Annotated in this window: 20 protein-coding genes; 7 read left to right on the top strand and 13 right to left on the bottom strand. The window is 69.2% G+C overall.

The window, feature by feature from the left end:
• Window positions 1-5 precede the first annotated feature (5 nt).
• Complete coding sequence (gene uca, locus Q7S93_RS18895; RefSeq protein ID WP_304716405.1) at window positions 6-3,620, top strand: urea carboxylase; 3,615 nt, start codon at window positions 6-8, stop codon at window positions 3,618-3,620.
• Between the two features lie 14 nt (window positions 3,621-3,634).
• Entirely contained in the window at window positions 3,635-5,413 is a 1,779-nt protein-coding gene (gene atzF / locus Q7S93_RS18890) for an allophanate hydrolase (protein WP_304716404.1), read from the top strand.
• Between the two features lie 7 nt (window positions 5,414-5,420).
• Here atzF and Q7S93_RS18885 read toward each other — a convergent pair whose 3' ends face one another.
• The 3 genes from Q7S93_RS18885 to Q7S93_RS18875 are packed head-to-tail and all read right to left on the bottom strand — an operon-like array spanning window position 5,421 to window position 8,170.
• A complete protein-coding gene (locus Q7S93_RS18885) occupies window positions 5,421-6,194 on the bottom strand; it encodes an ABC transporter ATP-binding protein (RefSeq protein WP_304716403.1) in 774 nt (257 codons plus the stop codon).
• Complete coding sequence (locus tag Q7S93_RS18880; protein ID WP_304716402.1) at window positions 6,191-7,015, bottom strand: ABC transporter permease; 825 nt, start codon at window positions 7,013-7,015, stop codon at window positions 6,191-6,193. The genes Q7S93_RS18885 and Q7S93_RS18880 overlap by 4 nt, the downstream gene beginning before the upstream one ends.
• A 60-nt stretch (window positions 7,016-7,075) precedes the next feature.
• Window positions 7,076-8,170 carry a putative urea ABC transporter substrate-binding protein gene (locus Q7S93_RS18875; RefSeq protein ID WP_304716401.1) on the bottom strand — a complete coding sequence of 365 codons (1,095 nt, stop codon included), beginning with the start codon at window positions 8,168-8,170 and terminating at the stop codon, window positions 7,076-7,078.
• 278 nt (window positions 8,171-8,448) lie between these two features.
• Here Q7S93_RS18875 and Q7S93_RS18870 point away from each other — a divergent pair, with 278 nt between their 5' ends.
• The gene (locus tag Q7S93_RS18870) at window positions 8,449-9,426 is read left to right on the top strand and encodes an isopenicillin N synthase family dioxygenase (RefSeq protein ID WP_304716400.1); all 978 of its coding nucleotides are present in this window, start codon (window positions 8,449-8,451) and stop codon (window positions 9,424-9,426) included.
• On the opposite strand, the gene Q7S93_RS18865 is transcribed toward Q7S93_RS18870, so the two are convergent.
• From Q7S93_RS18865 to Q7S93_RS18840, 6 genes are read right to left on the bottom strand one after another with little or no spacing between them, the layout of a single operon-like run.
• Entirely contained in the window at window positions 9,423-9,986 is a 564-nt protein-coding gene (locus Q7S93_RS18865) for a CopG family ribbon-helix-helix protein (RefSeq protein ID WP_304716399.1), read from the bottom strand. The genes Q7S93_RS18870 and Q7S93_RS18865 overlap by 4 nt on opposite strands.
• Window positions 9,983-10,786, bottom strand: coding sequence for a hypothetical protein (locus Q7S93_RS18860; RefSeq protein ID WP_304716397.1), 804 nt, complete (start codon window positions 10,784-10,786; stop codon window positions 9,983-9,985). The genes Q7S93_RS18865 and Q7S93_RS18860 overlap by 4 nt, the downstream gene beginning before the upstream one ends.
• Before the next feature lie 4 nt (window positions 10,787-10,790).
• Window positions 10,791-11,603, bottom strand: coding sequence for an ABC transporter permease (locus tag Q7S93_RS18855; protein WP_304716395.1), 813 nt, complete (start codon window positions 11,601-11,603; stop codon window positions 10,791-10,793).
• On the bottom strand, window positions 11,600-12,493 hold the full coding sequence (locus Q7S93_RS18850) for an ABC transporter permease (RefSeq protein ID WP_304716394.1): 894 nt from the start codon (window positions 12,491-12,493) through the stop codon (window positions 11,600-11,602). The genes Q7S93_RS18855 and Q7S93_RS18850 overlap by 4 nt, the downstream gene beginning before the upstream one ends.
• Entirely contained in the window at window positions 12,490-13,539 is a 1,050-nt protein-coding gene (locus tag Q7S93_RS18845; RefSeq protein WP_304716392.1) for an ABC transporter ATP-binding protein, read from the bottom strand. Before Q7S93_RS18845 ends, Q7S93_RS18850 begins: the two co-directional genes overlap by 4 nt.
• A 9-nt stretch (window positions 13,540-13,548) precedes the next feature.
• A complete protein-coding gene (locus tag Q7S93_RS18840; RefSeq protein ID WP_304716390.1) occupies window positions 13,549-14,598 on the bottom strand; it encodes an extracellular solute-binding protein in 1,050 nt (349 codons plus the stop codon).
• Window positions 14,599-14,946: 348 nt separating this feature from the next.
• On the opposite strand from Q7S93_RS18840, the gene Q7S93_RS18835 reads away from it, so the two are divergent.
• A complete protein-coding gene (locus Q7S93_RS18835; protein WP_304716387.1) occupies window positions 14,947-16,140 on the top strand; it encodes an isopenicillin N synthase family dioxygenase in 1,194 nt (397 codons plus the stop codon).
• A gap of 2 nt (window positions 16,141-16,142) precedes the next feature.
• The gene (locus Q7S93_RS18830) at window positions 16,143-17,591 is read left to right on the top strand and encodes an NAD-dependent succinate-semialdehyde dehydrogenase (protein ID WP_304716447.1); all 1,449 of its coding nucleotides are present in this window, start codon (window positions 16,143-16,145) and stop codon (window positions 17,589-17,591) included.
• A 6-nt stretch (window positions 17,592-17,597) separates the two neighbouring features.
• Here the strand turns inward: Q7S93_RS18830 and Q7S93_RS18825 are convergent, their stop codons facing one another.
• From Q7S93_RS18825 to Q7S93_RS18810, 4 genes are all read right to left on the bottom strand, one after another.
• Window positions 17,598-19,961: a penicillin acylase family protein gene (locus Q7S93_RS18825; RefSeq protein WP_304716385.1), complete on the bottom strand. Its 2,364-nt coding sequence runs from the start codon at window positions 19,959-19,961 to the stop codon at window positions 17,598-17,600.
• Window positions 19,962-20,036: 75 nt separating this feature from the next.
• Entirely contained in the window at window positions 20,037-20,831 is a 795-nt protein-coding gene (locus Q7S93_RS18820) for a DUF1295 domain-containing protein (RefSeq protein WP_304716383.1), read from the bottom strand.
• A 28-nt stretch (window positions 20,832-20,859) separates the two neighbouring features.
• Window positions 20,860-22,161, bottom strand: a complete 1,302-nt coding sequence (locus Q7S93_RS18815) for a dicarboxylate/amino acid:cation symporter (RefSeq protein ID WP_304716381.1) — start codon at window positions 22,159-22,161, stop codon at window positions 20,860-20,862.
• A gap of 120 nt (window positions 22,162-22,281) precedes the next feature.
• A complete protein-coding gene (locus tag Q7S93_RS18810; protein ID WP_304716380.1) occupies window positions 22,282-23,376 on the bottom strand; it encodes a sensor histidine kinase in 1,095 nt (364 codons plus the stop codon).
• A gap of 178 nt (window positions 23,377-23,554) precedes the next feature.
• Between Q7S93_RS18810 and Q7S93_RS18805 the strand changes: the two genes are divergently transcribed.
• Window positions 23,555-24,202: a glutathione S-transferase family protein gene (locus Q7S93_RS18805; RefSeq protein WP_304716375.1), complete on the top strand. Its 648-nt coding sequence runs from the start codon at window positions 23,555-23,557 to the stop codon at window positions 24,200-24,202.
• Between the two features lie 49 nt (window positions 24,203-24,251).
• On the top strand, window positions 24,252-26,057 hold the full coding sequence (lepA, locus tag Q7S93_RS18800) for a translation elongation factor 4 (protein WP_304716373.1): 1,806 nt from the start codon (window positions 24,252-24,254) through the stop codon (window positions 26,055-26,057).
• Window positions 26,058-26,059 lie beyond the last annotated feature (2 nt).

Here is a 26,059-nt window from a genome sequence, read left to right as displayed (position 1 = left end):
GTTCAGTGTTCACCAAGGTTCTCGTCGCCAACCGCGGCGCCATCGCCTGCCGCATCCTGCGCACGCTCAAGGAGATGGGCGTGGCCTCGGTGGCGGTGTTCTCCGACGCCGACGCCGGTTCCCTGCATGTCAGCCAGGCCGACGAGGCGGTGCGGATCGGGCCGGCGCCCGCCGCCCAGTCCTATCTGGACGTGGACGCCATCCTGGCCGCCGCCCGGGCGACGGGCGCCCAGGCCATCCATCCCGGCTATGGCTTCCTGAGCGAAAACGTGGCCTTCGCCGAGGCCTGCGAGGCGGCCGGGATCGCCTTCATCGGTCCGACACCGGACAATATCCGCGCCTTCGGCCTCAAGCATACGGCGAGAGACCTGGCCCAGGCCCAGGGCGTGCCGCTCGCCCCGGGCACCGACCTCCTCACCGACGCCACAGCCGCGCTGGCCGCCGCCCAGACGATCGACTTCCCGGTGATCCTCAAGGCCACGGCCGGGGGCGGGGGCATCGGCATGCGGGTCTGCGAGGACGAGGCCGCCGTGGCCGAGGCCTTCGCCGCCGTCACCCGACTGGCCGGCAGCAACTTCTCCGACGGCGGGGTCTTCCTGGAGCGCTATGTGCGCCAGGCCCGGCATATCGAGGTGCAGGTCTTCGGCGATGGCCAGGGCCACGTGGTCGCGCTCGGCGAACGGGACTGCTCCCTCCAGCGACGCAACCAGAAGGTCATTGAGGAGACCCCGGCCCCGCACCTGCCCGCCGCCACGCGGCAGGCCCTGATCGCCGCGGCCGTGCGCCTGACGGCGGCGGCCCGCTACCGTTCGGCCGGCACGGTGGAGTTCCTCTATGACGCCGAGCGGGACGATTTCTTCTTCCTGGAGGTGAACACCCGCCTGCAGGTCGAGCACGGGGTGACCGAGCAGGTCACCGGCGTGGACCTGGTGGCCTGGATGATCCGCGGCGCGGCCGGGGACTATGGCTTCCTGGAGGGCTTCGAAGCCGCCCCCCGCGGCGCCGCGATCCAGGCGAGGCTCTATGCCGAGGACCCGGGCCAGGACTATCGCCCCAGTTCCGGGGTGCTGACGCAGGTCCGCTTCCCCGACGACGTGCGCGCCGATTCGTGGGTGGTGGACGGGACCGAGGTCAGCGCCTTCTACGACCCTCTGCTGGCCAAGCTGATCGTCACGGCGCCGGACCGCGAGCAGGCCGTGGCGGCCCTGCAGCAGGCCCTGGACGACACGCGGCTGGCGGGGTTGGAGACCAATCTGGAATGGCTGCGCCAGGTGGCGCGCAGCGAGGCCTTCGTCTCGGGCCAGGTTTCGACCCGGGCCCTGGCCGACATCGCCTTTCAGCCGCAGACCATCCGTGTGCTGAGTGGTGGGCCGGCGACCACCGTTCAGGACTATCCCGGCCGGCAGGGCTATTGGGACGTCGGCGTGCCGCCGTCTGGTCCCATGGACGCGCTGGCCTTTCGCCTGGGCAACCGCCTGCTGGGCAATATGGAGACCGCCGCAGGGCTGGAGATCACCGCCCTTGGCCCCACCCTTTTGTTTAATCGCACCGCCTCGGTCTGCCTGGCTGGCGCGGCCCTGGAGGCGAGCCTGGATGGCGCGCCGATCGCCCCCTACGTCCCCTTCCAGATCGCCGCCGGCCAGACCCTGAAGCTCGGGCGGGTGAAGGGGGCGGGCCTGCGCGCCTATCTGCTGGTCCGCGGCGGGATCGACGTGCCGGCCTATCTGGGCAGCCGCTCCAGCTTCACCCTCGGGGGGTTTGGCGGCCATGCCGGGCGGACCCTGGCGGCTGGCGACGTGCTGCGGGTGGGCGATGGCCTGGTGGGGCCGCCGCGGGCGGCGCTGGCGCAGGACCAGCAGCCATCCCTCACCAAGGCCTGGACCCTGCGCGTGCTGGCCGGTCCCCATGGGGCGCCGGACTTCTTCACCGAGGACGATGTGGCGATGATCGCCAGCGCCCGGTGGAAGGTTCACTACAACTCCAACCGCACCGGGGTGCGGCTGATTGGGCCAAAGCCGCAATGGGCGCGCCGGGACGGGGGCGAGGCGGGGCTTCACCCTTCCAACATCCACGACAACGCCTACGCCATTGGCGCGGTGGATTTCACCGGCGACATGCCGATCATTCTGGGCCCCGACGGCCCGTCCCTAGGGGGCTTCGTCTGCCCCTTCGTGATCATCCAGGCGGACCTGTGGAAGGCCGGCCAGCTGGCGCCCGGCGATACGGTGAGCTTCCAGGGGGTCAGCGACGACGAGGCCGTGGCCGCGGAGCAGACCCAGGACGCCCTGGTCGCCGGCGCCGCGCCGCCGACCATGCCGGAGATGCCTGCGCCCGCTGTGCTCTCCAGCGACAGCCCGATCCTGGGGGTCATCGAGGCCGCCGGGCATCGGCCCCGCGCTGTCTATCGCCGCCAGGGGGACCGCCACCTGCTGGTGGAGTATGGCCCCATCGTCCTGGATCTCGAGCTGCGCCTGCGCATCCACGCCCTGATGCTCGAGCTGAAAACCATGGCGCTTCCGGGCGTCATCGACATCACCCCGGGCATCCGTTCGCTGCAGGTCCACTATGACAGCCGGGTGCTGTCGCAGGCCGAGCTCTTGCGCGCACTCACCGACGCCGAGGACCGGCTGGGCGGCCTCGACGACTTCGAAATCCCCTCCCGGGTGGTCCACCTGCCGCTCTCGTGGAAGGACCCGGCCATCTACGAGACCATCGACAAGTACATGGCCTCGGTCCGGGACGACGCCCCCTGGTGTCCGGACAACATCGAGTTCATCCGGCGGATCAACGGCCTGGCCAGCGAGGACGATGTTCACCGCATCGTCTTCGACGCCCGCTACCTGGTGATGGGCCTGGGCGACGTCTATCTGGGGGCGCCGGTGGCCACCCCCATCGACCCGCGCCACCGGCTGGTGACCACCAAGTACAACCCCGCCCGCACCTGGACCCCGCCCAATGTGGTCGGCATCGGCGGGGCCTATATGTGCGTCTATGGGATGGAGGGACCGGGCGGCTACCAGCTGTTTGGCCGCACCATCCAGGTCTGGAACACCTATCGGCAGACGAACGCCTTCACCGAGGGCAAGCCCTGGCTGCTGCGCTTCTTCGACCAGATCCGCTTCTTCCCCGTCAGCCACGAGGAGCTGACCGCGTGGCGGCGCGACTTCCCCCTGGGCCGGCGGGAAATCCAGATCGACCATGAGACCTTTCGCCTGTCGGACTACCGCCGCTTCCTGGCCGACAACGCCGCCAGCATCGAGGCCTTCCAGGCCACCCGCGAGGCCGCCTTCGACGCCGAACGCGCCGAGTGGGAACGCCGCGGCGAGTTCGCCCGGGTCGAGGCCCTGGCCAGCGCCGCCGATGATGTGCCCGAGGCGCAGGCGATCGTGGTCCCCGACGGCGCCGAGCTGGTGGAGGCGCCGCTCGGCGGCAGTGTCTGGAAGATGCTGGTCCAGCCCGGCGACCGGGTGGAGAAGGGCGCCGTCATCGCCATCATCGAGGCCATGAAGACCGAGTGCGATGTCACCAGCCCCGGCGCCGGCGTCGTCCGCCAGGTCTACGCTCAGGAACGCCAGGCCATTGCGCCGGGCGCGCCAATGATCGCCATCGAACCCGCCTGAGCCGGAGCCCGCCTATGGACCGCCTGTCCGTCGCCGCCATCGCCGCCGAGGTCCGGTCAGGCGCCCAGAGCGCCGAGCAGGTCGCCCGCGACAGCCTGGCGCGGATCGCCGCCTATGACGCGGTCCAGCCCCAGGCCTGGATCGAGCGCCCCAAGGCCGAGGCCATCCTGGCCGCCGCCCGCGCTGTGGACGCCCGCATCGCCGCCGGCGAGGACCTGCCCCTGGCCGGCGTCCCGTTCGCGGTGAAGGACAATATCGACGTCGCGGGCCTGCCCACCACCGCGGCCTGCCCCGCCTTTGCCTATAGGCCGGACGAAACCGCCACGGTGGTGGCGCGTCTGCAGGCGGCCGGCGCGGTGATGATGGGCAAGACCAATCTCGACCAGTTCGCCACCGGCCTGGTGGGCAGCCGCACGCCCTATGGAATCCCGGCCTGCGTGTTCAACCGCGACTATGTCAGCGGCGGCTCCAGTTCGGGAAGCGCCGTGGCGGTGGGGGCAGGACTGGTGGCCTTCGCGCTGGGCACCGACACCGCAGGCTCGGGCCGGGTGCCGGCCGCGTTCAACGGCCTGGTGGGCCTGAAGCCCACCAAGGGCAGCTGGAGCACCGCAGGCCTCGTCCCGGCCTGCCGGTCGCTGGACTGCATCACCGTCTTCACCGCCACCGCCGCCGATGCGGCCCTGGTGGATTCCGTGGCCGCTGGCTTCGACCCCGCCGATCCCTATTCCCGCCCGCCGGGTCCGGCCGCGTCGACCCTGGGGCCGGCATTCCGCATGGGCGTGCCGCGTCTGGACCAGCTCAACTATCTGGGGGATGCGGCGTCCGAGCGGTTCTACGACCAGGCCATCGCCCGGCTGGCGGCCAGCGGCGCAACCCTGGTCGAGGTGGACATCGCCCCCCTGCTGGAGGCCGCCCAGCTGCTCTATGCCGGCCCCTGGGTGGCCGAGCGGACCGCCGCCATCGAGGACCTGCTGCGCTCCCGGCCGGCCGCAGTTCACCCTGTGGTGCGGGCCATCGTCCAGACCGGCTTCGGCGTCTCGGGCCTGGAGACCTTCAAGGGCCTCTATGCGCTGCAGGACCACGCCCGCGCGGCCCAGGCCCTGTGGGAGCGCATCGACGTCCTGCTGCTGCCCACAGCGCCGACCATCTACCGGATCAGTGAGGTGCTGGCCGAGCCCTTCGCCCTCAACGCCAATCTCGGCCTCTACACCAACTTCGTGAACCTGCTCGACATGAGCGCCATCGCCGTGCCGGCCGGCTACCGGGAGAATGGCACAGGCTTTGGTGTCACCCTGATCGGTCCGGCCTGGGCAGACACAGCCCTGCTCGACCTCGCCCGCCGCTATGAGGAAATCCGCCCCATGCCCGCCGCCCCTGAGCTCGACACCACCGGCAAGCCGCAGACCGTCAGACTGAGCGTCGTCGGCGCCCACCTGGCCGGCATGCCCCTGCACTGGCAGCTGACCTCCCGCGACGCCCGGCTGGTGGCCCGCACCCGCACCGCGCCGGCCTACAGGCTCTACGCCATGGCGGAGACGACGCCGCCGAAGCCGGCCCTGATCCATGTGGGCGAGGACGACGGCGCGGCCATCGAGGTCGAGGTCTATGAGCTGGACATGGCGGGCTTCGGCAGTTTCACCGCCGAGGTGCCGGCGCCGCTGGCCATCGGCACGGTGAGCCTGGAGGACGGGACCACGGTGAAGGGCTTCGTCGCCGAACCCCGCGCCCTGGCCGGGGCCACGGACATCACCCATCTGGGCGGCTGGCGGGCCTATATCGCCAGCCTGGCCTAGGTCAGATCTAGGCTTCGCCCGTCATCACCGCGATCTCCTTGGGGATCGCGGTCTTCAGCTTGTCGTCCAGCGGGAAGTCGTAGACCGCCGTCGAGCCATAGCGGTGCGGCGCGTGGGGGTCATGCCGGCGCTTGTCCACGGCGATGACCCGGGTGCCCAGCTTGAAGGCTTCCTTGATGTCGTGGGTGACCATCAGGATGGTCAGCCCATGCTCGCGCCAAAGGCCGGTGATCAGCTCGTGCATGTCCAGGCGCACGCCGGGATCCAGCGCGCCAAAGGGCTCGTCCAGCAGCAGGATGCGGGGTTTGGTGATCAGGGCCTGGGCGATGGCTAGGCGCTGCTGCATGCCCCCAGACAGGGCCCGGGGGAAGGCCTTGAGGGAGGCCGAAAGGCCCACCTGATCGAGGATCGCCATGGCCTCGGCCTTGGCCTGGCGTCGCGCGGCGCCCATGAGCAGGCCGGTGAGGGGCGCCTGGTCGCAGCGGGCGCCGAACATGACGTTCTGCAGCACGGTCATGTGCGGAAAGACCGAATAGCGCTGGAAGACCACGCCCCGGTCGGGGCCGGGCTCAGGCGGAATGGGGGCGCCGTCCAGCAGAATCTCCCCCCGGCTGGGCGCCTCCTGGCCCAGCGCCAGGCGCAGAAAGGTGCTCTTGCCCGCGCCCGAGGGTCCGACGATGGAGACGAAGGCGCCGGGCGCCACGTCCAGGCTGACCTTTTCCAGCACCACATGGTCGCCGTACTCGACCCAGACATTGCGGAACGAAAGGACCGGGGTCATCGGCGGCCCCCCGGCGCGTGGGCCCAGCGGAAGGCGGTGCGGCTCCAGGTCAGCAGCAGGAGGTCAATGATCACCGCCAGCAGCGAGATCCAGGCGACGTAGGGCAGGATGATGTCCATGGCCAGGTACCGGCGAACAAGGAAGATGCGGTAGCCGAGGCCCACATCCGAGGCGATGGCCTCGGCCGAGATCAGGAACACCCAGGCCGGGCCCAGCGAGAACCGCACGCTGTCGATGAGCCGCGGCATGGCCTGGGGCAGGGCGACCTGCAGGGCCACCAGCCAGGTGGAGGCGCCCAGCGTCTGGGCCTTGACGATCTGTTCCTCGGGGATGGCGGCGACGTGGGAGGCGAGATCCCGGACCATGAAGGGCGTGATGCCGACGAAGATCAGCACGATCTTGGCCGTCTCGCCCAAGCCGAAGACAATGAACAATATGGGCAGGACGGCGATGGGGGGGATCACCGATATGGTGGCCACCAGCGGCCCGAGACCGGCCCGCGCATAGGGCAGGAGCCCGATGGAGAGGCCTAACACCAGGGTGGTGGCGGCCGCGGCGCCGACGGCGATCCCCAGCCGGGTGAGGCTGGCCTTGGTGTCGGCGACCAGGGGGATCTCGCCGGTGCGGGGATCTTTCTGCAGGGCCATGATCTCCATGGACTGGGCCATGGCCGCCGGGGTCGGCAGGATCTTGTCGCGGGGGTTCTCCGCATGGCGGGCCTGGGACGCCACCAGATAGAGCAGCACCAGGATGGCGATGGGCAGGAGGCCCAGAAGGAGGCGACCGCCGCCACGCGGCCTAGCATTCAGCAATCGGCGCATGGGGCGGTCACCTCGATCAGGAGTACGCGGTTACGCAAGGCGTCGTCAGGGTGGCGCGGCCTAGAGGGCGCCGTCCACCGCCATCTGGGTATAGGTCGGATCGAAGCGCAGCATCACGTTCTCGGCGTTGCCCAGGACCCGGTCGCCCGGGAAGCTGACGCCAATGTCGTCCACCGAGCGGGCGCCCTGGCCGAACAGACCCGCCTGGAAGCTGAACTGACGGACCTTGTCATTGGCCGACACGATGTCCGGACCGGTCATGGCCGCCAGGGCCGCCTGGGGGGTGTAGTACATGAAGGTGGTTTCCAGCTGGCCCTCATAGCCGGCGAGGTCGGTGCCGGAGATCTGGGCCATGGCCTCGCGGGCGGCCTGGCCCTCTGGGGTGTCGGCGTTCATCAGGGCCATGGTCTCGTACCAGATGCCGGCCAGGGCCTTGCCCAGGTTCGGATTGGCCGCCAGCGCCTCGGTCGACACAATCATCATGTCGAGAATCTCGCCGGGGATTTCCGTGGAGTTGAACACCTCGACCGCGCCGGGTTGCTTCTTGATCTCGGCCAGCTGCGGATTCCAGGGCACGACAGCCGTGGTCTGCGGGGCGGTGAAGGCGGCGACCATGTCGGCGTCCGAGGTGTTGACCACGGAGACGTCGGTCATGGCGAGGCCCGCGCTCTCCAGCCCGCGGGCCAGCAGATAGTGCGAGACCGAGTTCTCCACGAGGTTGACCGAGCGGCCCCTGATGTCGGCCAGGGACGAACCGTTCTTCAGGATGATGCCGTCATTGCCGTTGGAATAGTCGCCGACGATCACCACGGTGGTGTCCTTGCCGGCGGCGGCGGGAATGGTCAGGGCGTCCATATTGGTCGAGGTCACCCCATCCAGGGTGCCGGCCGTGTACTGGTTCAGGGATTCCACATAGTCGTTCACCTGAACGAGCTTGATGTTGACGCCGTACTTATCCGACCACTTCTTCACGATGCCGGCCTGTTCGGCATAGGGCCAGGGCATCCAGCCGGCATAGATGGTCCAGCCGATGGTGTACTCTTCAACCGCGCCCGACGCCTTGGCCGTTTCCTCGGCGTTCTGGCCGCAAGCCGCCAGCACCAGCCCGCCCGCAGCCGCGATCGCCAAGGCGCGTAATCCGTTGACCCAACTCATTCGGACTCCCCTTCCATCCGTGGCCACGCCGCCTTGGCGCGTCCCCTTCAGTATTACATTCAGAAGAATTCGTAATATTCCAATGGCCTTGGGTCGGCGGGAAATGGCGGGACGGCCAGCGCCTGAATCCCAGGCGCCAAATGCCTGGGGCGCCACTTTCTCGGGCAGCCGAAAGGGGATTCCACGGCCAGGCTTGCACCGCCTGCGTTATTACGAAATCCAAGGAACGTAATCACACCCGTGGCGCCAGGCGGCGGGCAGGAGACGGGCGGACGGGAATGAATGTGGACTTCGACAGCATTCCGGTGATCGACATCGCCGGCCTGAGCTCTGCAGACGTGGCCGTCCGCCGCGCCGTCGCCGATCAGATGGGCGCTGCGGCCCGAGAGGTGGGCTTTCTCTATGTGTCCGGCCATGGCCTGGACGAACGGCTCTTCGAAAATGTCCTGGCCGCGGCCAAGGCCTTCTTCGCCCAGCCCATGGACGCCAAGATGGCCAGCTATATTGGCCGGTCGGAGAACCACAGCGGCTATGTGCCGGAGGGCGAAGAGGTGTTTCCCGGCGGGACCATCGACCGCAAGGAGGCCTATGACCTCAATCTCGACCTGCCGGGCGCGGCGGCCGAGGCGCCGATGCTGGGGGCCAATCTGTGGCCGGCCCAGCCAGGCTTTCGTGAAGCGGCCAGCGCCTATTATGCCGCGGTCTCGGAGCTGGCGCAGCGGCTGTTCCGCGGCTTCGCCCTGGCCCTGGATCTGCCGGAGGACCACTTCGAGCCCCACCGCCAGCGGCCGCCCAGCCAGCTGCGCATGATCCACTATCCCTATGATCCCGCCGCCGAGGATCGCGAGGGGATCGGCGCCCATACCGACTATGAGTTCTTCACCGTCCTGCGGGGCACGGCGCCGGGGCTGGAGGTGCGCAATGGCGCGGGTCAGTGGATCGACGCCCCGCCGCGGCCGGGGTGCTATGTGATCAATATCGGCGACATGCTGGAGGCCTGGACCAATGGGGTGTTCACCGCCACCAGCCACCGGGTGCGCAAGGTCGCCGAGGAGCGTTACAGCTTCCCCTTCTTCGCCACCTGCGACTTCGACACGGTGGTCGAGCCCGATCCCCGCTTCATCAGCGCCGAACGCCCGGCGCAATATGGTCGGCTGGTGTCGGGCGAGCATCTGTTCGCCCAGACCGCGCGCACCTTCGCCTATCTGAAGGCCCGGCGGGCGCAGGGCCAGCTGGTCCTGCCGGAAGACGCCTAGCGCGCGGCGCGGCGGAGATCGGCGGCTTCGTCGTCCTCGGCCACGCCATGGGCGTGAAGGGGTGGGAGGAGCGAAGTGGTGGTCACCAGCTTCAACTGCTGGACGGCGCGGACCCCGCGTAGACGGTCGCAAAGCTGTTGAAGCCGCTCGCCTGAGCCCTGGACCAGCAGCACCTCCAGGGACTGGTCATCCTCCAGGAAGACGTGCTGGGAGGAGATCACCTCCTTGACAAAGTCGCCCTGGACCCGGGCCAGGGCGTGCCGGACCCGGCCGCTGTCGGCGCGGTAGATCAGGGTGATGGTGCCGGCGCGCACGTCTTCGCCGTGCTCGCGATCCACCTCGGCCACCTCGTGGCGGATCAGTTCGGCGATCAGCTGCGAGCGCCCCGGCAGGCCCCGCTCGGCCACCATGTCGTCCACCTGGGCCAGCAGGGCGCCGGGCAGGCTCACCCCGATCCGGGCGAGCTGAGAGCCGGCGGTGGTGTTGGCGGCTTTGCGCGGGGCGATGGACACGAGGCGGACCTGGCGGGCGTATCGGGGGACGGTCGAGGACGCCTTCATAGCGATGAACCGGCGACCGTGGCCAGGGCGAACAGATCGGGCAGGTCGCCAGCGGGATCTTGGAGCTCCAGCAGGACCCAGGGGGCGGGACCGCCATCTAGAAGCTGGCTGGTCTCGGCGTCAAACAGCGGCGGCCGCGTCCAGAGGGGGCGGCCCTCGAGCCAGGGCAGGGTGGAATGGACGACCCGCCAGTCCTGGCTGATGCGGCCATAGGAGATCGGCATGTCCAGCAGGGCGAAGGCCCGCTCTCGCTGGCCCTCGGCCAGGGCCGCCTCCACCAGGACCGGCAAGGACTCGCCAGCCGGCAGGGGCGCCTGGCGCGCCCGCATCATCAGGAAGTGGTCGCCGGCGACGACCAGCAGGCCCTGGCCTTCGCCAAGTCCGAAGGCGGCGCGCAGACCGTGGCTCTCTGGCTCCAGCCGCCAGATCTCCTCATATTCGGCATGGATGCCGCCTTCGATCAGGATGTCGCCGTCGATCCGCCAGGTCCCCTCGTCGGGGATCGGGCCCGGCGGCTGGTAGTCGAGATCGCGGCGCCAGGCGCACATGTCCGGCGTCACGGTCAGCTGGCCGGCGAAGCCCTGGGCCTGGGCCAGCTCCACCAGCTCGGCGTCGCTGAAGTCGGCGAAGCTTGCCGCGCCGTCCTTGCGGGGAATATCGATCTTGAGCCGGATGTCGCCGTACCAGCTGTCGGCCTGCACCCAGAACACCCGGGTGGTGTCGTCGCGGTAGCCCCCCGGCGCGGTGATCTCCTCGCGCCGCCAGACGCCGGTGACTTCGGGCGGGACCTTGGCGCTCATGGGTTCAGTCCTCCAGCGGGCGGGTGCGGCCCATCAGACGGGGCAGGTCGGCGACCTTGGACATCAGGGCGAAGGCCGAGAAGCCCATCACCATGAAGATCACCGCGGCGACGCACATGGTGGGCTCATAACCCTGCCGCATATTGGCGAAGATCTTGATCGGCAGCGTCTGGACCGTGAAGCCCGCCACCATATAGGCGATCAGATATTCGTTGATACTCAGCACAAAGACGAAAACGAAGGCGCAGAGGATATAGGGCGTCATGGCCGGGCGCACGACCATGCGGAAGGCGTCGGAATCCCGGGCGCCCATGGTGTAGGCGGCCTCCACCTGGGCCTGGTCGATGGTGCGGAAGCCAACCATCAGCAGGGACAGGGGGATGCCCAGCAGGACGATGGCGTGGCTGAGCACCACATTTTCCAGGCGTCCCACATGGCCGGTGACCCCCCAGAAGGCCGAGAGCATCAGGGCCGCGACGACCCCGGGGATCAGGAACAGGGCGCCGCCGATCCCGGCCAGGACGGCCGCAGCCTTCGCCTGATAACGCCAGATGGCATAGGTGATCGGCAGGGCGACCAAGACCGAGACCAGGGCCGCCAGGCCTGCAATGGTCAGCGACCGCTCCAGGGACGCCATCCAGGCATGGTCGCCGAAGAACGCGCCGTACCAGCGCAGGCTGAATTCGGTGGGCGGGAAGCTCATCCGCCGGGTGGCGTTGAACGACACCGACAGCACCACGATCAGGGGCGCGGCCAGGAAAAGGGCGAGGAGGCCCAGAAATCCCCTTCGCAGGATGACGCCCGGCGACAGGCTCATGCCTCGGCCCCCCGGCGGCGCGACAGGAGCCGCGTCAGGAGGAGCAGCGCCGCCATGAAGGTCACCACGGCCACCGCGTAGGCGGCGGCGAGCGGCAGGTTCCCGGCGCCCATGGCGGCGTTGTTGATGTGGATGGCGATGGTCCATTGCGGCGGCCGACCGAGGACCAGGGGGGTCAGATAGGCGCCGAAGGTGAAGATCACCACCAGCAGCACGCCAGTCAGGATCTGCCCCCGCATCATCGGCAGGACGACGCTTACGAAGGTCGAGATCCGCGAGGCGCCCATGGTGGCCGCCGCCTGCTCCACCTCCGGGTCCAGCTGCGAGAGCGCCGGATAGAAGAACAGGATCACATAGGGCAGCAGCAGGTAGACCAGGCAGGTCAGGACGGCGGGAAAGTTGGGATAGAGCGAGGCGCCGGGCGCCAGCAGCCCCACCGCCGACAGGGCGCCGGCCAGGGTCCCGCTGGTGGACAGGAGCACCTGGAAGGCGAAGACGATCAGCACTTCGGAGAGCGACAGGGAGCCCAGCAGGAAGACCAGCCATGTCACCTGCGCCCGGCGGCGCATGCGGGTGATGAAATAGGCGGCCGGGAAGGCCAGGCTGACGCAGATCGCCGCCCCGGTCAGCGCCAGCAGCAGCGAGAATCCCATGATCCTTGCGAACAGCGGCGTCGCCAGTTGCCGGTACTGGGTGAGTTCGAGGCCCGGAGACCAGAGGCCGCCGACCTCCCGATGGGCCAGGCTGAGCTGGACCATGAGGAAGGCCGGTACGATGGCCATGATCAGGATGTAGAGGGCCGGGCCGGTGAGCAGGCCGGCGAGGATCCAGCGGGGCTTGGCCGGCAGGTCGCCGGTCGGCGCCGTAAGCCCGATATCGGCTGCGGTCATTTCGCCAGGACCTGGCAGGAGTCGACGGGCAGGCGCACATGGGCGTGCTCGCCCAGGCCCGCGCCGATCCAGTCCCGGGGCGCGGCGACGCCGAGAATGTCCAGGCCCTCGCAGGCGACACGGAACTCCACATAGGCGCCCATGTCGCGCACCTGACTGATGATCCCGGCCACTTCATTGCAGCCGCCGCCGCCCGCCCGGGTGATCACCACATCCTCTGGCCGGATGGCCAGGGTGGCCGGCGCCCCGCCCACGCCGCAGGTGGCGCCGACCCGCAAGGCGGTGGCCCCATAGGTCACCGTCTGTCCGTCCAGGATCTGCACCGGCAACAGGTTGCTGGCCCCGATGAAGTCGGCGACGAAGCGGTTGGCCGGGCGCTTGTAGATGGACACCGGCGGGCCGTGCTGTTGGATCTGGCCCTCGCCCATGACGACGATGGTGTCTGCCAGGGTCATGGCTTCGCGCTGGTCGTGGGTGACCAGGATGGTGGTGATCTTCAGCCGCTGCTGCAGGGCGCGCAGCTCGTTCTGCATCTCCTCGCGCAGCTTGGCGTCCAGGGCCGAGAAGGGCTCATCCAGCAGGAAGACCGGCGGCTCCTGGGCCAGCGCCCGGGCGATGGCCACCCGCTGGCGCTGACCGCCGGACAGCTGGCTGATGGCGCGGGCCTGCAGGCCCGGCAGACGGACCAGTTCAAGCAATTCGGCCACGCGTTCCTTGCGCCGCCGGGGGTCGACTCCGCGCAGGCGCAGGGCGAAGGCGATGTTCTCACCAACATTCAGGTGGGGAAACAGGGCCAGGGACTGGAAGACCATGCCGAACTGCCGGCTGTTGGCGGGCTGGCCGCTGATGTCCTTGCCGTTCAGCAGGATGGCGCCGGAGGTGGGCGTCTCAAGCCCGGCGATCATCCGCAGGACCGTGGTCTTGCCGCAGCCCGAGGGACCCAGGAAACAGACGAACTCCCCGTGCGGAATGGAGAGGCTGACATGGTCGGCGGCCAGATGGTCGCCATAGGCCTTGGTGAGGTCGCGCAGCTCCAGTCCGAACATCGCCGCCCCCTAGCTCGCCAGCATCTGGCTGAACTGCTGGACCATGAAGTCCATGTGCAGCCGCCGGGCCTCCAGATTGGTGGCGATGGGGGTGGTGGGGCTGGTCACCTTGGCCCGCACCCCGTCGTCCAGGGTCAGCAGTTCGGGGCGGATCAGCGGCGGGGCGTTCATGCGCGAGGCGATCAGGTTCTGCGCCTCCGGGGTCAGCATGAAGTTGATGAATTCATGGGCTTCGGCGGTCTTGGTGGAGGCCGAGGGCTGGCACCAGCTGCCGAAATCGATCACCGGACCCTCCTGGGGGAAGACCACCTCCAGGGGCGCGCCGCTCTGGATCAGGGTCTCGGCGACATCGGCGAAATAGACTCCGCCCTGGACCTCGCCGTTCTCCAGCGCGGTCTGCATGGTCCCCTCGCTCTCCCACCACAGGCGGGTATTGGCCTTGAGGCCGGCCATCTTCTCGACGCAGGCGCGGATGCCCTCCTGGGTGTTGAGCATTTCGGGGCCGTTGAAATAGGTCGCCGCAGTGACCTCGTACATCGGTCCAGCCCCGGTCCCGGCCAGGCCCCAGGCGTTGCGGCGTCCTGGCGCCCAGAGCTCGGTCCAGCTGGTGGGTGTGGGCGAGATGGTCTGCGGATTGGTGACCATGGTGAAGAACCAGCCCACCGCGCCGACGGCGGCCACCCCGTCCGGCGTGCGGGTCACATAGGAGTCCGGCAGGTTCGCAAGGTTGGGGATCTGCGCGGCCTCATAGGCCCGCCAGAGCCCGGCGGCATTGCCGCGCATGACGTCGACGGGGGCGCTGATACAGAGGTCCATCGGAGTCTGGCCGGCCTTGTTGGCCTCGATCAACTGCAGGAGGAACTGGAGGCCCGCGGGCTGGGGCATGGACTCCACCCGGATGCCGGTGGCCTCGGTAAAGAGGGGGTAGATGTGCTGGCTCATGGCCTGCTCGAAGTTGCCGCCATAGGTCGATACCCGAAGACTGCGGCCGCCTCCGTCCCCGGCTCCGGAACACCCCGCCGCCAGGGCCAGGCCCGCCGCGCCGGCCCCCAGAAGCAACCCCCGCCGTCCGATAAGTCCCTGGCCAGAAGACGCTTTTTCGCCCCGTCGATCCGTCAAGCCCATGGTCGCCTCCGCACTGGCCGCCCCGCCGGGCTGCCTTGAGCCGATACCTCCGCCCCCGTCGTGGCAAGCGATGGCGGGGGCCGCCTGTCAGCCGGCGGGAAATGCTTGGACGATGGGCGCCGTCCCCGGGCGCCCCGACTACGATTTGAACAATTCGTATTACTGACTGGGGATTTGGGCTTGATCCCCCGCCGGCCCCGCGCGCCGGGCCGGATTCTCCGACAAGGTTGGCTCGGCGGCGCAGGCGCCGAAGCCTGTCCGCTCTGCCATGGAGCGTTCACGATGAGCACCGGCGATCAGGTTCCAGCCGTCGGCGAGATGGGAGCCAAGCTTCTCGCCTTCTCCGAAATCCCCGTGATCGACATCGCCGCCCTGGCGGGCGACGAGTCTGAAGCCAAGGCCGCCGCGGTGGCCGAGATCGGCCGGGCCTGCGAGACGGTGGGCTTCTTCTACATCCGGAACCATGGGGTGCCGCAGTCGCTGATCGACCGCACCTACGATCTGTCGAAGCAGTTCCACTATTCGCCCCTTGAGCAGCGGCAGCGGGTGCACATCCGCCACTCCCCCGGCACCCGCGGCTGGGTCCCGATCTCCGACGAGGACGATGATGGCGATCCGGAGCTCTACCGCCTGGTGGAGCCCAGCCCTGAGCACGACTATCTGACCAAGCCGCGCCTGCATGCGGCCTTCGACCTGGCCATCGAGATCGACGAGGACGATCCCGACTTCAAGGCCGGCAACCTGATGCTGGTGCCCAACCAGTGGCCGGACTGGATCCCCGGGTTCCGGGATGAGGTGATGGCCTATTATGACGCCGTGCGTCAGGTGGGCGAGCGGCTGTTCGAGGCCTTCGCCCTGCGGCTCGACCTGGATCCCGAGTTCTTCCTTGAGCGGACCAGGAAGACGCCGTCCCAGCTGCGGCTGCTGCACTATCCGCCCAATGACCGGCCCATGGACAATGATCATCTGGGCATTGGGGCCCATTCGGACTTCGAGTGCTTCACCATCCTGCACACCGGCGGACCCGGCCTGCAGGTGATGAACGCCGCCGATGAATGGGTCGCCGCCCCGCCGATCGAGGGCGCCTTCATCGTCAATATCGGCGACCTACTGGAGGGCTGGACCAACGGCCGGTTCAAGGCGACCCAGCACCGGGTGGTGAACACCGGCAAGGAGCGCTTCTCCATGCCGCTGTTCTTCGCCGTCGACTACGACGTGGTGGTCGAGCCGCTGCCGCAGTTCGTGTCGGCGGAAAACCCCTCCCGCTACACCCGCATCGTGGCCGGGGACCATCTGGCCGGCTTCAGCGTCCACGGCGCCAAGCATCTGCGCAAGAAGATCGTCCGTGGCGAGCTGAAGATCGACTTCCCGATCCACAAGGAGAACCCGTTCAAGCGCAAGGCGGTGAATGAGTACCAGGCCGAGAAGGCGGCTGAGGCCGCCGCCGAAGCCAAGTCCAAGGCGCCGGCCCGTTGACTGTGGCGACCCAGACCGAAGTCTGCGACCGGCCGCTGTTCATCGGCGGAACCTGGCGGCCCGGCGGCGGCGGCGAATGGCTGGAGGTTCTAAACCCCGCCGACGAGAGCGTAGTCAGTCGCCATGCCGTCGCCACAGCGGCGGATCTGGACGAGGCCCTGGCCGTGGCCCAGGCGGGCTTCGAAACCTGGCGCCAGACCACGCCCCTGCACCGGTCCGAGGTGCTGCGCGGCGCCGCGGCGCTGATCCGCCAGCGCCTGGACCCCATCGCCCGCGACCTGACCCGCGAACAGGGCAAGCCCCTTAGCCAGGCGCGAATGGAGATCGAGGGCTGCGCCCGGCACTTCGAATGGGCGGCTGAAGAGGGCCGCCGGGCCTATGGCCGGGTGATCCCGGCCAACCAGCCGGGCCTGATGTGGACCGTGACCCGGCATCCCGTCGGTCCCGTTGCGGCCTTCACCCCCTGGAACTTCCCGGCCTCCCAGGCGGCGGGCAAGATCGGCAGCGCGCTCGCGGCCGGTTGCTCGATGATCCTTAAGGGGCCGGAGGATGCGCCCGGCGGCTGTATCGCGCTGGCCCAGGCCCTGGCGGACGCCGGCCTTCCTGCCGGCGTGCTGAACCTGGTGTTCGGGCGGCCGGCGGAGATCTCCGCCCACCTGATCGCCTCGCCGATCATCCGCAAGGTGTCGTTCACCGGCTCGGTCCCCGTCGGCAAGCTGCTGGCGCAGCAGGCTGCGGGGCACATGAAGCCCTGCACCATGGAGCTTGGCGGCCATGCGCCGGTGATGGTCTTCGCCGACATGGACCCCATCGACGTCGCCCAGACCCTGGTCCAGGGCAAGTTCCGCAACGCCGGTCAGGTCTGTATCTCGCCCACCCGCTTCTATGTGGAGGCGAAGGTCTACGATCAGGTGCTCGAGGCCTTCGTGGCCGGGGCCGAGAAGCTGGTGGTCGGCGATGGCCTGGACCCGCGCACCGAGATGGGGCCGCTGGCCCACGATCGCCGGCTGGCGGCGGTGGAGGCGGCGGTCACCGGCGCGGTCGAGGCCGGCGCCCAGGTGCGGACCGGCGGCGAGCGGCTGGGCAATCGCGGCTATTTCTATCGCCCCACGGTGCTGACCGACGTGCCAGACGCCGCCGCGATCCTGCACGAAGAGCCCTTCGGCCCCATCGCCATCCTGGCCCCGTTCACCGACCGGGACGAGGCGATGGCGCGGGCCAATGGCACGGCCTATGGCCTGGCCGCCTACGCCTTCACCCGCTCGCAGGAGACCGCCGCCTGGCTTGGCCGCAACCTTGAGGCCGGCATGGTCGGCCTCAACACCTTCGCCGTCGGGGGCCCTGAGGCGCCCTTCGGCGGCGTCAAGGAGAGCGGCTATGGCCGCGAGGGCGGCATGGAGGGCATCAACGCCTATCTGACGCCGAAGGTCATCGCCCACCTGCCGCTCTAGGCGGCCCTAGGGCGCTGGCGTCAGGGCCAGCACCGTCTCGGTCGCCGCCTCGATGGCCGGTCGGCTGTAGAGCAGGGGCACATAGTCGCCCTTCACCCACAGGGGGAAGAGGTCGCGATAGTGCGGGCTGGCCGGGTCGCCGGACTGGCCGGGCGTATTGATCGCCACGCTGTTGTCCCAGGCGCCGACATCCAGGACCATGCGGAACGAGGCGCCTGACACCACCCGATAGTCGCTGGGCCGCCAGGTGGCCGCCAGGGGGCTCAGCATGGTCCCGGCCATGGGAGCCGGACCCACCGCCAGCCGCTCGGCGGCGTCCGGCGAGAGCCGGGGCGCCAGGGCGTGCTCGAAGCGGGCGTGGTGCAGGCCGCCCCAGGTCCAGGCCGCGGGATCGGGGCCGAGTTTTTCGCGGACCTCGTTCAGGGCCGCCGTCAGGCTGGCCGCGAGGATTGGCGCACGTTCGGCCGGCGCGGCGGCGGTCAGGTAGTCGCTGATGGCCGGCTGATCGCCATGGCCGATCAGGGCCTGGGCGGCGGCGGGCGCCGCAGCCTTCACCGTGGCGCGCCCCAGATGCTTGAACAGCCAGACCTCATAGAGGGCGGCCGCAGCGCTGTCGGCTTCTGTCCGGCCGTCCCAGGCCTGCAGCAGGGCGATGGCTGCGGCCAGGTCCGGCGCGGGCGCCGGAATGTCGCTCAGCAGGGGGATGAGGCTCGCGGCCGTCACATTGGTGGGATCGGTCTGCAGCGCCATGGCCTCGGCCAGGGTGAGGTCGCCGTCGGCCTCCAGCACCTGGGTGATGCGGGCCATCCGCGCGCGATTGCTCCATTCGAAGCTGATCTGGCGCTCGGCGGGATAGTCGGCCGGCAGGTTGAACTGGTTGGCCGAGGCCAGCCAGCCGGTCTCGGGATTGTAGCGGCTGGGAAGGTCGCTTGAGTCCATATAGCCCGCCCACTCATAGCGGCCGTCGCCGGGCACGGGCATCAGCCCGTCCCAACCCTGGCGCACGGGCACGCGGCCCGCGGCGATCCAGCCGATATTGCCGGCGGTGTCGGCATAGACTTGGTTTTCGCTGGGTGTGCCGAACCGGCTCATGGCGCCGGAAAACTCGTCCCAGTTCTGCGCCGTCATGTAGTCCGACGAACCGAAATAGGCCGAGGTCCCCGGATCGCTCCAGACGCTGCGCACGGCATAGGCGCGGCGCTGCACAGGATCGGCGAACACCACCGGCCCATGGCGGGTGAACTTCAGCTCGACCGTGCGCGGCGCCTGACCCTTGACCTCTAGGGTCTCAGTGACGACCTTCATCGTCTCCCAGCCATCGCCATAGCGATAGCGGTTCGGGTCCTCCGGATCGGTCTCGTAGACATAGAGATCCTCCTGGTCGGCCGGGAAGATAGTGAGGCCGAAGGCGATGGTTCCGTTGTGGCCGATGGAGACCCCGGGCAGGGCGGGCTCGCCGGCGCCAATGGCCGAGAAGCCCGGCGCCTCCATGTGCACGATGTAGCGCAGGGAGGGCACGCCATGGGCCCGGTGCGGGTCGTTGGCCAGGATCGGGCGCCCGGTCGCCGTGCGAGAGGGGGCGACGGTCCAGTTGTTGGAGCCGATGGCGTCGGCGGGGATGTCCTCGGCCTGGGCGACCACCTGACCTGCGGTGAATTCGACGCCTTTCGTGGCCAGCCGGTAGTCGGCCAGCACGCCGGCCGGGATGGCGCAGGGGTCCAGACCCTCGGGGATCGACAGGTCGCGGGGAGGCTCCAGCTTTCGGTTCAGGGCGTTGGCCTCCAGCCCCGCCGCGCAGGTGATCTGCGCCCGCTCGACCTCGGCGGCGGCGTTGCGGGTCAGGCCATGGCTGCGGATGCGCACCACCTCGTCCGGGCGCCAAAGGTCGGGGCTGGTCCCGGTGATCGTGAACTCTTCGGGCAGGGGGCGTGCCCCGGACCGGATCTCGCCCACATAGGCGTTGATCCCGGCGGTGAAGGCCTGCGCATAGCCCTGGGCCTTGGGGCCATAGGCGGCCCATTCGGCGGTCATGTCGCCGCGATAGAGGACCAGTCGGGCGGCCCGGTCCTGGGCGGCGAAGTCGGGGCCGAAGTCCTTGGCCAGCAGGCCGAGCCCCCGCTTGCGCCACAGGTCGATCTGCCAGAGCCGGTCGCGGGCGACATTGTAGCCCTGCAGGAAGAAGGCGTCGCGGACGCTGGCCGCATAGATGTGGGAGACGCCCCACTGGTCGACCAGGATTTCCGCCGGCGCTTCAAGGCCCGCGACTTGATGGCTGGTGCGTGTCGGCTGGGCGGCGGCGGCCGTCGTCCAACCGGCGACGGCGAGGCCCGCCAGGAGCCGTCCAAAAGGTCGTCCCAGATGTCGCGCCATGAGCCTCAAGCCCCCCTCTGTCTTGTCGTTGGGGGCAGCTAAGCCTCTGAGGGAGGCCCTGGCAATGACGGGCGGTCAGGCCTCGCGGGGCGGCCAGGGGATGAAGCCCGAGGTGCGGCGGATATAGGCGGCGTATTCAGGCCGCCGGTTCTCCATACCCTTTTCCACCGTGGGCGCGCCGCTGCCCTTGGTGAGCAGCAGGGTGATGAGGAGGGGACCAAGGATCGACCAGGCCCCCAGGCCGGTCTCGGCGGCGATCAGATAGAGGCCCCACCAGAGGCAGGCGTCGCCGAAATAGTTGGGATGGCGGGTATAGCGCCACAGGCCGGTGTCGAGCACCTTGCCCCTGTTGGCGGGGTCGCCCTTGAACCTTGCCAATTGCGCATCGCCAATGGCCTCGAAGGCCAGGCCGAACAGGGCCAGCGCCGTTCCCACCGCCGCCAGCAGGCCAAATTGCGCCGACGTCTCGATCTGGCCGAGCTGGACCGGCAGGGCGACCAAGTATTGCAGCGGCGCCTGGGGGGCGAAGACCAGGATCGCCGCGGCGGCGGGAAAGCCCCAGCCGCGTTTCTCGCGGCCATCGGCGAGCATCTCCTCATAGCGGCGGTCGGCGCCGTGGCCACGCCAGCGGCGGAACAGGTGCCCGCCCAGCCGCGCCGCCCAGGCGGTGGCGATCAGGGCCAGGAGCCAGCCGTGGAGGCCTGAGCCGCCGCTGAAGACGAGGCTGGTCCAGGCGAGCAGGGCCATGCCGGTGGGCCACCAGGCGTCGATGAAGCTCACATCGCGCAGTCTCAGGGCGATCCCCCACAGCAGACCATAGGCGGCGAGCAGGACCAGGGCGTTCAGGGTCAGGATCTGCCAGAGGGGCACGGGGTCTCCTTGCGGGGCTGCCCACAGACTACGCGCTAGCCCCCGGTTGGGATGCGCCCCCTAAGGCGGCTTCGGTGACCGCCTCGGCGGCCAGCGCGGGCTCCTCCGGCGGCCGCACCACCGCGGCCACGGCCATGTCGGCGGTGACATTGCCGACGGTGCGGAAGATGTCGGGGATCACCTCGACGGCCAGCAGGATGGCCAGGATCTCCACCGGCGCCCCCAGGGCCAGGCAGATGGGGGCCATGCTGGCGAAGAAGGAGATCTGTCCCGGCAGGCCGACGGCGCCGACGCTCACCGCCAGCGAGACGGCGATGGCCGCGGCGATCTGGCCGGCGCTGGGCTCCAGGCCATAGAGGTGGATGATGAAGAAGGCCACGGCGAGGTTGGCCACCGGGCTGGTCATGCGGAAGACCGCCACCGCCAGGGGCAGGACCACGCCGGTCACCTGGGTCGAAGCGCCCAGCTCGTCCCGGGTGCGCTCCACCATGGCCGGCAGGCAGGCCAGCGAGCTCTGGGTGCTGAAGGCCAGGGCCTGAACCGGTGCGCAGGCCCGGGCGAACCGGGCGAAGTCGTGTCCCCGCAGGACCGCCACCAGGCCATAGGGCAGGATCAGCGCGCCGATGGTCACGGCTGAGACCATCAGCACGTATTGGGTCAGGGCGCCGGCCGCGTCGAGCCCTGTCCGCAGGCCGATCCCCAGGGCCAGGGCGAAGACGCCGATCGGGGCGGCGATCAGAACCCAGCGGACGATGACGATCATGGTCTCGGCCACAGCCTGGAAGAATCCGATGAGCGGCGTACGCAGGTCGTGGCGCAGGCGGGTGGCGGCGAAGCCGAACACCAGGCCGAACACCACGATCTGCAGGATGGCGTCGTCGGCCGCCGCGCGGATCGGATTGGCCGGCGCGAGCGTCGGCAGCCATTCGCGGAAACCCGTGGTCGCCGCCGGCACGGAATCGCCCTGGACGGCGCCGGTCAGGGCGGCGCCGCTGGCCGGGTCCACCGGCCAAAGAGCCAGAAGACCGCTGATGGCGCCCGCGCCATACAGGGCCGCGACCAGCAGCACGGCGGCGAAGATCATGAAGGCCCGGCCCGCCAGTCGCCCTGTGGCCGCAGCGTCGGCGGCCGAGGCGACACCGGTCACCAGCAGGGAGAACACCAGGGGCACGATGGTCATGCGCAGGGCGTTCAACCAGAGAACGCCCACGGCCTGGACCGTCTCGGCCCCGGCCACGAGGGCGGGGGTCTCCACCGCATGGATGGCCGCGCCCGCCAGGAGGCCGCTCACCAGGGCGGCGAGCACGAGGATGCTGAGGGATCTGAACATCAAGAATCTCCGGCCGGGCGGCGATGGTGGCACGCCCTGGACGCCAAGGCCCACCGGAAACGCCTGGTCGTCGCCTGCGGCTCCGTTCTGCCCGGGTTCACGCCACGAAAACGCCTCGGCTCAGGCCAGGGCGGGGGTGGGGAAGGTCCAGCCCTCGGGATGAAGGGCCCTCCCGATCGGGGTGCGGATCGTACAGGTCAGGCCCTCGCCGCCGAATGCGAGGTTGACGGCGCCCCCCAGTTCGCCGGCCACGCCCTGTTCCAGCAGGCGCGAACCGAATCCCCTGGGGCCAGGCGATTCGACGACCGGGCCGCCCCGCTCACGCCAGACGATGGTCAGCATGCCAGACGCCGTGTCAGCCCCCGTCGCGATTTCGACCCGGCCCCCCTGGGACCAGGCGCCATATTTGAGCGCGTTGGTGGCCAGTTCGTGCAGGGCCATGCCGAGGCTGACGGCGGTGTTCGGGGCCACGGCCAGGTCGGGTCCCTCCAGGGTGAAGGGCTGGCCATAGTGGTCGAGGCTGGCCTGGACGAGATCATGGAACGAGGCGCCTTCCCAGCTCCGCTTGACCAGCAGGTTGTGGGTCGAGGAGAGCGCCATCAGCCGCTCGACGAAGGTGGCCCTGGCCGCCTCGGGCTCGGCCTCGCGGCTGAGCGTCTGGACGGCGATCGACTGGACCGAGGCCAGCGTGTTCTTCACCCGGTGGTTCAGTTCGTCCAGCAGCAGCTTCTGGCGGGCCTCGTGCTCGCGCATCTCCACCATGGTGTCCATGGCCGCGCGTAACTCGGCCAGGGCCGCGTCGCGCTCGGCGATGCGGCGTTCAAGTTCGAGGGGCGAGGGCAGGGCGATCACCCGGGGGAGCAGGGGCCACAGGGCGAAGGCGGTGACGACGGAGACCGCCGCGGTGCTGGCCTTGATCAGGGCCTCGATCCCATAGTCCGGATTCCACAGGGTCCAGACCATCATGAAGTGGGTGACGCCGCACAGCATGATGAAGCCGACGAACATCCAGATCGCCCAGCTGAACCTCACATCGCGCCGATGCCAGAGGAAGACCCCCAGCGCCAGGGGGATGGAGAAATAGGCGACCCCGATCAGGACGTCGGAAATGGCGTGGGTCCAGATCAGCTCCGGCCGCCACATCAGACAGATACCATGGGGGTTCAGGGCGTTGGAATCGAAGAAGTAGGCGATCGAGTCCCGTAGGCCGTTCATTTTCCAAGCTTCTCCCCTGGGGCTCGGCGAAGTTCATTCGCTTTGCGGGTTGCGTCCAGCACCTTCGCGCGCCAGGCGGAATGACAGGCTGGGGCCTTGTCGATCCGCCGGGGTCCGCAGCCGACAAGCCCGTGTCGCAGGATCGGTCCAGCCTGACCGAACGGTGCGGGAGAGCGACATGCTGACGGTCTGGGGACGGGCGGATTCGTCGGCGACGGCGCGGGTCATGTGGGCGCTGGGCGAGACAGCCCAGTCCTGCAAGCGGCTCGACTGGGGCGGCGCCTTCGGCGGCGGGGACGACCCGGCCTATCGCGCGCTCAGCCCGCCCGGCCGCATCCCGGCCATCACCCGCGACGACGGCTTCAGCCTGTGGGAGTCGGGCGCCATCATCCGCTGGCTGGCCACCACCTGTCCCGATGTGGGCCTCTGGCCCGCCGACGAGGCGGCGCGCTGGCAGGCTGAGGCCTGGATGGACTGGTCCGCCGCCCCCGGCCGGGCCATCGGTTCGGTCCGCACCGCCTATCGCCGCCAGACCCCTGACCCGGCCGAAATGGCCAAGACCATCCGGGCGGCGGCGGAGACCTTCGCCGTGCTCGACGCCCAGCTGCAAGACCGGGCCTTCGTCATGGGCGATCGGCTCACCGTCGCCGACCTCGCCCTGGGCGTCGTCGCCCATCGCTGGTTCCGGATTCCGGAGGCCCTGGAGCGTCCCGCTCTGCCCGCGCTGGAAGCCTGGCATCAACGGCTCTGCGCGCGGCCGGCCTATCAGGACCACGTGGTGGCCAAGGTGAGCGCCCGGGCTCAGACGCTGGGCATGGGCGACTGAGGCCCTTCGACCCCTCGCGGAATTTCACAGGTGTGCTAGAGGCGGTCGCATGTCGACCCCGCTCTCGCGCATCCGCAACTTCTCCATCGTGGCTCACATCGACCACGGCAAATCCACCCTGTCCGACCGGCTCATCCAGGAGACCGGGGGCCTCACCCAGCGTGAGATGAAGGAGCAGGTGCTCGACTCCATGGAGATCGAGCGCGAGCGCGGCATCACCATCAAGGCCCAGACGGTGCGTCTGAACTACAAGGCCAAGGATGGGGAGACCTATGTCCTGAACCTGATGGATACGCCCGGCCATGTCGACTTCGCCTATGAGGTCAGCCGGTCGCTCGCCGCCTGCGAGGGCTCCATCCTGGTGGTGGACTCAAGCCAAGGGGTCGAGGCCCAGACCCTGGCCAATGTCTATCAGGCCATCGACAACAACCACGAGATCGTGCCGGTCCTGAACAAGATCGACCTGCCCGCCGCCGAGCCTGAGCGGGTGCGCGAGCAGATCGAGGACGTCATCGGCATCGACGCCAGCGAGGCCATCCTCTGCTCGGCCAAGACCGGCGTCGGCATCAGCGACCTGCTGGAGGCCATCGTCACCCGCCTGCCGGCCCCCAAGGGCGACCGCGAGGCGCCGCTGAAGGCCCTGCTGGTCGACGCCTGGTACGACGCCTATCTGGGCGTCATCGTGCTGGTGCGGGTCATCGACGGCACGCTGAAGGCTGGCCAGAAGGTGAAGATGATGCAGAACGGCTCCACCTATCAGGTGGACCGGATCGGCGTCTTCCTGCCGAAACAGACCGAGACCGAAGAGCTTGGCCCCGGCGAGATCGGCTTCATCACCGCCCAGATCAAGGAAGTCGCCGACGCCGCCGTCGGCGACACCATCACCGCCGAAACACGCCCCCCCGCCCAGGCCCTGACCGGCTTCCGCGAGGCCCAGCCGGTGGTGTTCTGCGGCCTCTTCCCGGTGGACGCCAACGACTTCGAGGACCTGCGCGCGGCCATCGGCCGCCTGCGGCTGAACGACGCCAGCTTCTCCTACGAGATGGAGACCAGCGCGGCGCTGGGCTTCGGCTTCCGCTGCGGGTTCCTCGGCCTGCTGCACCTGGAGATCATCCAGGAGCGGCTCTCCCGCGAGTTCGACCTCGACCTGATCGCCACGGCGCCCAGCGTGGTCTATCGCGTGCAACTGACCAATGGCGAGGAGATGGAGCTCCATAACCCCGCCGACCTGCCCGATCCGGTGCGCATCGACACCATCGCCGAGCCCTGGATCAAGGCCACCATCCTGACCCCGGACGAACACCTGGGCTCGATCATCAAGCTCTGCCAGGACCGCCGCGGCGAGCAGCGGGAACTGTCCTATGTGGGCTCCCGCGCCCTGGTGGTCTACGACCTGCCCCTGAACGAGGTGGTGTTCGACTTCTATGACCGGCTGAAATCCATCTCCAAGGGCTACGCCTCCTTCGACTATTCGATCGAGGAATATCGGGTGGGCGACCTGGTGAAGATGTCGATCCTGGTCAACGCCGAGCCGGTGGACGCGCTCTCCATGCTGGTCCACCGCAACCGTGCGGAGATGCGCGGCCGGGCCATGGTGGAGCGGATGAAGGACCTGATCCCGCCGCACATGTTCCAGATCCCGATCCAGGCGGCCATCGGCGGGCGCATCATCGCCCGCGAGACCATCCGCGCCCTGCGCAAGGACGTGACGGCCAAATGCTATGGCGGCGACGCCAGCCGCAAGCGCAAGCTGCTGGACAAGCAGAAGGCCGGCAAGAAGCGCATGCGCCAGTTCGGCAAGGTGGAGATCCCGCAGGAAGCCTTCATCGCGGCGCTGAAGATGGACGCGGACTAGGG

The sequence above is a fragment of the Phenylobacterium sp. genome (genome assembly GCF_030646615.1).
Classification (GTDB): Bacteria; Pseudomonadota; Alphaproteobacteria; order Caulobacterales; family Caulobacteraceae; genus Phenylobacterium.
Note: the sequence above shows the minus strand (reverse complement) of the source record. Positions and strands in the feature narration are given on the sequence as shown.